Genomic DNA, 4,254 nt, shown 5'->3' on the forward strand with positions numbered 1-4,254 from the left:
GCTTCACGACTTTAGGGGGGTTGTGGCGGTGGGGGGGAGTCGGTCGGAAAAGATGCCCCTGGAGACGACCATTCTGGCCTTGAAGTATAAGGATGGTGTTATCATGGCTGGAGACCGCATGGCTACTGAGGGATATCAGGTGTCCCATCGCCATATCGAGAAGATCTACCGAACCGATGACTTTTCGGCCATAGCTATCTCTGGAGCAGCCGGGCCGAGCATAGAGATGGCCAGGCTATTTCAGACGGAGATGGAACATTATGAGAAAGTGGAGGGGGAGGGGCTGAGCCTGGAGGGCAAAGCCAACAAACTGGCCCAGATGATCAGGCAGAATCTTTCTGCTGCTATCCAGGGACTGGTGGTCATTCCCATCTTTGCTGGTTACGAGGAACAGAAGGGGACATTTAGATCTCAAAAGATCATAGAAATTTGACCCCATTGACCCCATATCGCTGAAAGAGTCCCGAGAGACCCCTCTACCGCCTGCTCCAGAACCACCCAGGAGAGAATAGGGGGCAGCATCTCTGAAATGGTCTTGAGGCATCACTTCACTGACCACCTTTCTGGACGTAGTTCCTGACAAACTCCTCCGCATTTTCTTCCAGCAAGTCGTCTATCTCATCCAACAGCTTGTCCAGATCCTTCTTTATTTTTTCCCCTTTTTTGGCCAGCTCAGAAGAGGGAAGAGATCCTCCTCCCCGGGGAATATCTTCTGTCTTGCCAATCTTTTTCCTCTGTGCTCTAGATGAATCTGCCATCTCAGTTCACCTCTTTGCCTTGTTTCTCCTTTCCCTAAGTACACTAACTCTGAAGTGCCTCTAAAAGATCGGCTGCGGTAGGAGAGCTGTCTATTATTCTGCCTACATCGGTCTCCGTTCCCTTGGTCGGCTCCATCATCATGACTTTCTTTAGAGGGCCGTGATCCAGGTCAAAAATCATGCTATCCCAGTTGACCGCAGAGATATTATGGGCATATTTCTGCAAGCATCTACCCCGGAAGTAGGCCCGGGTGTCACAGGGCGGGTTAACCATAGCCTCCTCTATTTCGTCATCGCTGACTATACGCTCCACCTTTTCCTCTTCCTCCAGTAAGTAGTACAGCCCCTTGGAGGGTCGGACATCATGGTACTGCAGGTCGATCAGGCTGATGCGAGGGTCCTCCCAAAAGAGGTGGTGCCGGGCCATGTAGGCCTCAATCAGCTCGCGCTTGATCACCCAGTCAATCTCCTGCTTAAGCTGGCGGGGCTCCTCCTCTAGCTTCTCCAGAACGTAAGCCCACTTGGCCAGGACGTCTTTAACCAGGGGGTCGGGATCCCTTCGGTCCAGGTAGCCTAAGGCCAGCTCCAGGTACTGCCTCTGGATCTCAATGGCTGTGGCCTGGCGGCCGTCCTCCAGGCGCAGCTTGCGCTTTAAGCTGGGGTCATGGGAGATCTCCCTTATGGCCTGCACCGGGCTCCTTAAGCTAAAGTCCTGGTGGATGAAGTTATCCTCGATCATCTCCAGGACCAAAGCGGTGGTGCCTACCTTGAGGTAGGTGGTGTACTCACTCATGTTGGAATCCCCCACAATGACGTGCAGGCGGCGGTATTTCTCGGCATCGGCATGGGGTTCATCGCGGGTGTTGATGATGGGACGCTGAAGCATGGTCTCCAGCCCCACTTCCTTCTCCACAAAGTCAGATCTCTGGGAGATTTGATAACTGACTGGTTCAGCGCCGTTTTCTGCCCCCACCTTTCCAGCCCCGGTGTAGATCTGCCTGGTCACCAAAAAGGGCATCAGGTCTCTGATAATGCTGGGGAAGGGAGTTTTCCGATCCAGGAGGTAGTTCTCATGACAACCATAACTATTGCCCTTGGAGTCGGTATTATTCTTGTAGACGATAATCCTCTCTCCCCGACCCCTTATGATCTCAGCTTTCTGGCGGCTCAGGTCCAGAATACGCTCCCCCGCCTTATCGTAGATAACCAGGTCTCTGGGGTTGGTGCACTCGGGAGAAGAGTATTCGGGGTGGGCATGATCCACGTAATATCTGGCGCCATTGGTCAGAATGCGATTAATAAACTGAGTAGTCTCACCGGGCTGCTCTCTGAGTTTTCGGGGCGGTACTGACTCCCGGGCATCCCGGGTGGGATCCTCTTCCTCATAGTCCCACTTGACTTTACCGGTTTCCAGAACTTGATAGCTGTTAATCAGTAGACTGCACCCGATGATAGGGTCAAAGCCAATCCCGTCCCGGATGGTAATACCGTATTCTGTTTCTATGCCCATAACTTTCACAATGGCCATATCCACCCTGTACTGGTAAAGAACCAACGCCGAGAGGCCAAGAGGTAAAATAGGGAAAAGCTAGAGATATTGCCCGGTAGCAATGGTCTCCGTGCTTCTAAGCTTTTCTTTTGCTTCTTTGAGCAAGGTTTTGACGTAAATTACCTTCTCGCCTTTCCTTCCTGAGATCTTAGTCCAATCATCAGGATTGGTAGTGTTAGGAAGATCTTCGTTCTCCTGGAACTCCTCCCTGACGGCCTGAATCAGGTCCACCAACATGATACCTTTTTCTCCGGTGGATATTAGCCTCTTCAGGGCAAACTTTTTAGCTCTGGAGACGATGTTCTCGATCATGGCCCCGCTGGCAAAGTCTTTGAAATAGAAAATTTCCACCTCACCATTGGCATAGGTCACTTCCAGGAATTTGTTATTGTCGCCTACCCCGTACATCTCCTCCACGGTCTTCTCGATGAGACCCTGAACAACTGCCTGTACATTTCCGCCGCAGGCCTTGAGCTCGCTCTCGTGGATGGGGAGATCGGCAGTTAGATATTTGGAGAAGATGTCCACGGCCCCCTTCTTATCCGGCCGGTCGATCTTTATCTTGACATCCAGTCTTCCCGGCCTGAGGATAGCCGGGTCGATGAGATCCTGCCTGTTGCTGGCCCCAATGACAATGACATTCTTCAAGCTTTCCACCCCATCGATCTCGGACAGAAACTGAGGCACTATGGTGGACTCTACGTCCGAGGATATGCCCGAGCCCCTGGTTCTAAAGAGGGCGTCCATCTCGTCAAAAAAGATGACCACCGGGACGTCCTCTTTGGCCTTCTCTTTGGCCTTCTGAAAAACTTCTCGGATTTTACGCTCCGTCTCACCCACATACTTATTCAGAAGCTCGGGACCCTTAACATTCAGGAAGTAACTTTTGGTATCTTTTCCTGTTTTCTCCCTCATCTTCCTGGCCAGGTTATTAGCCACAGCTTTGGCAATCAGGGTCTTGCCGCATCCTGGAGGCCCATAGAGTAAAACTCCCTTGGGAGCAGTAAGCTTGTGCTCCCGGAAGTACTCCGCATAGAGATAAGGCAGCTCAATAGCATCTCGCATGGCTTCAATCTGGGCATCCAGACCTCCCACATCGGAGTAGTCTATTTCTGGTACCTCCTCCAGAATCAAATCCTCTATCTCTGCTTTGGGCAGCTTTTCCAGGAGATAACCAGATCTGGGATCAAAAAGCAGGTGGTCCCCGATGTTCAACCTGGTATTCCTAAGAGGAGCAGCCAGTTCGGCCACTCTTTCCTCATCAGCCCGGTAGGTGATTATGGCCCGGCCGTCCCCCAGGACATCTTTAAGCTTGACTACTTCGCCCTGGACTTCAAATCCCCGCACCTGGACCACATTCAGTCCCTCATTGAGGATCAACTCCTGGCCTTTAGTCAACTCCTCTACATTTATATCGGAGTGGACATTCACCCTCATTTTCCTACCTGCGGTCAGGATATCTACTGTCCCATCTTCATTATGGCCCAGAAAGACCCCGAATCCACTGGGTGGAGCACAGAGTTTGTCCACCTCCTCTTTTAGAGCCTGAATTTGCTCCCTGGCTTCATAGAGGGCAGTCACCAGCTTCTCGTTCTGGTGATAAGCCCGCACTAACTGCTCGTTGGCCTCCCGCAGCTTGTTCTCCAGATTTCTAAACTCTCGAGGGGCGTCCTCCATGCGCCTCTTGAGCTGCTCATTCCGGCTCTCCAGATATCTTATGAGCTCTTTTAGTTCCTGAACTTCCTTTTCGTACCGGGACAAGCGACGCTCGTAGGTCAATTCGGTCTTATGGAGGTGACCGAAGAGACCGGAAATAGCCTCACCTAACTCTCGGGGGGAACTTGACTTTTTCTTCAGTTCTGTCATGATCCATCTCCTCCTTCTCCCGAAGGAGAGCTGTGGAGGTTCGAGGTCTCCAGACTAAGAATAGAATTCAGGTGCGGTCGT

General features: G+C 51.8%; 3 protein-coding genes and 1 pseudogene. 1 reads left to right on the top strand and 3 read right to left on the bottom strand.

Annotated elements, in window-relative coordinates; translation table 11 throughout:
• Positions 1 to 433, top strand: a pseudogene (locus HW443_RS09620) (hypothetical protein); the annotation flags it as partial.
• Between the two features lie 115 nt (positions 434 to 548).
• Here the strand turns inward: HW443_RS09620 and HW443_RS09625 are convergent.
• The 3 genes from HW443_RS09625 to arc are packed head-to-tail and all read right to left on the bottom strand — an operon-like array spanning position 549 to position 4,173.
• Positions 549 to 758: a ubiquitin-like protein Pup gene (locus tag HW443_RS09625; RefSeq protein WP_176231042.1), complete on the bottom strand. Its 210-nt coding sequence runs from the start codon at positions 756 to 758 to the stop codon at positions 549 to 551.
• Positions 759 to 801: 43 nt separating this feature from the next.
• Positions 802 to 2,286, bottom strand: a complete 1,485-nt coding sequence (dop, locus tag HW443_RS09630) for a depupylase/deamidase Dop (protein ID WP_176231043.1) — start codon at positions 2,284 to 2,286, stop codon at positions 802 to 804.
• Positions 2,287 to 2,346: 60 nt separating this feature from the next.
• Positions 2,347 to 4,173, bottom strand: a complete 1,827-nt coding sequence (gene arc / locus HW443_RS09635; protein ID WP_176231044.1) for a proteasome ATPase — start codon at positions 4,171 to 4,173, stop codon at positions 2,347 to 2,349.
• Positions 4,174 to 4,254 lie beyond the last annotated feature (81 nt).

It is taken from the genome of Candidatus Hakubella thermalkaliphila, assembly GCF_013281975.1.
In the GTDB taxonomy this organism is placed as follows: Bacteria; Actinomycetota; Humimicrobiia; order Hakubellales; family Hakubellaceae; genus Hakubella; species Hakubella thermalkaliphila.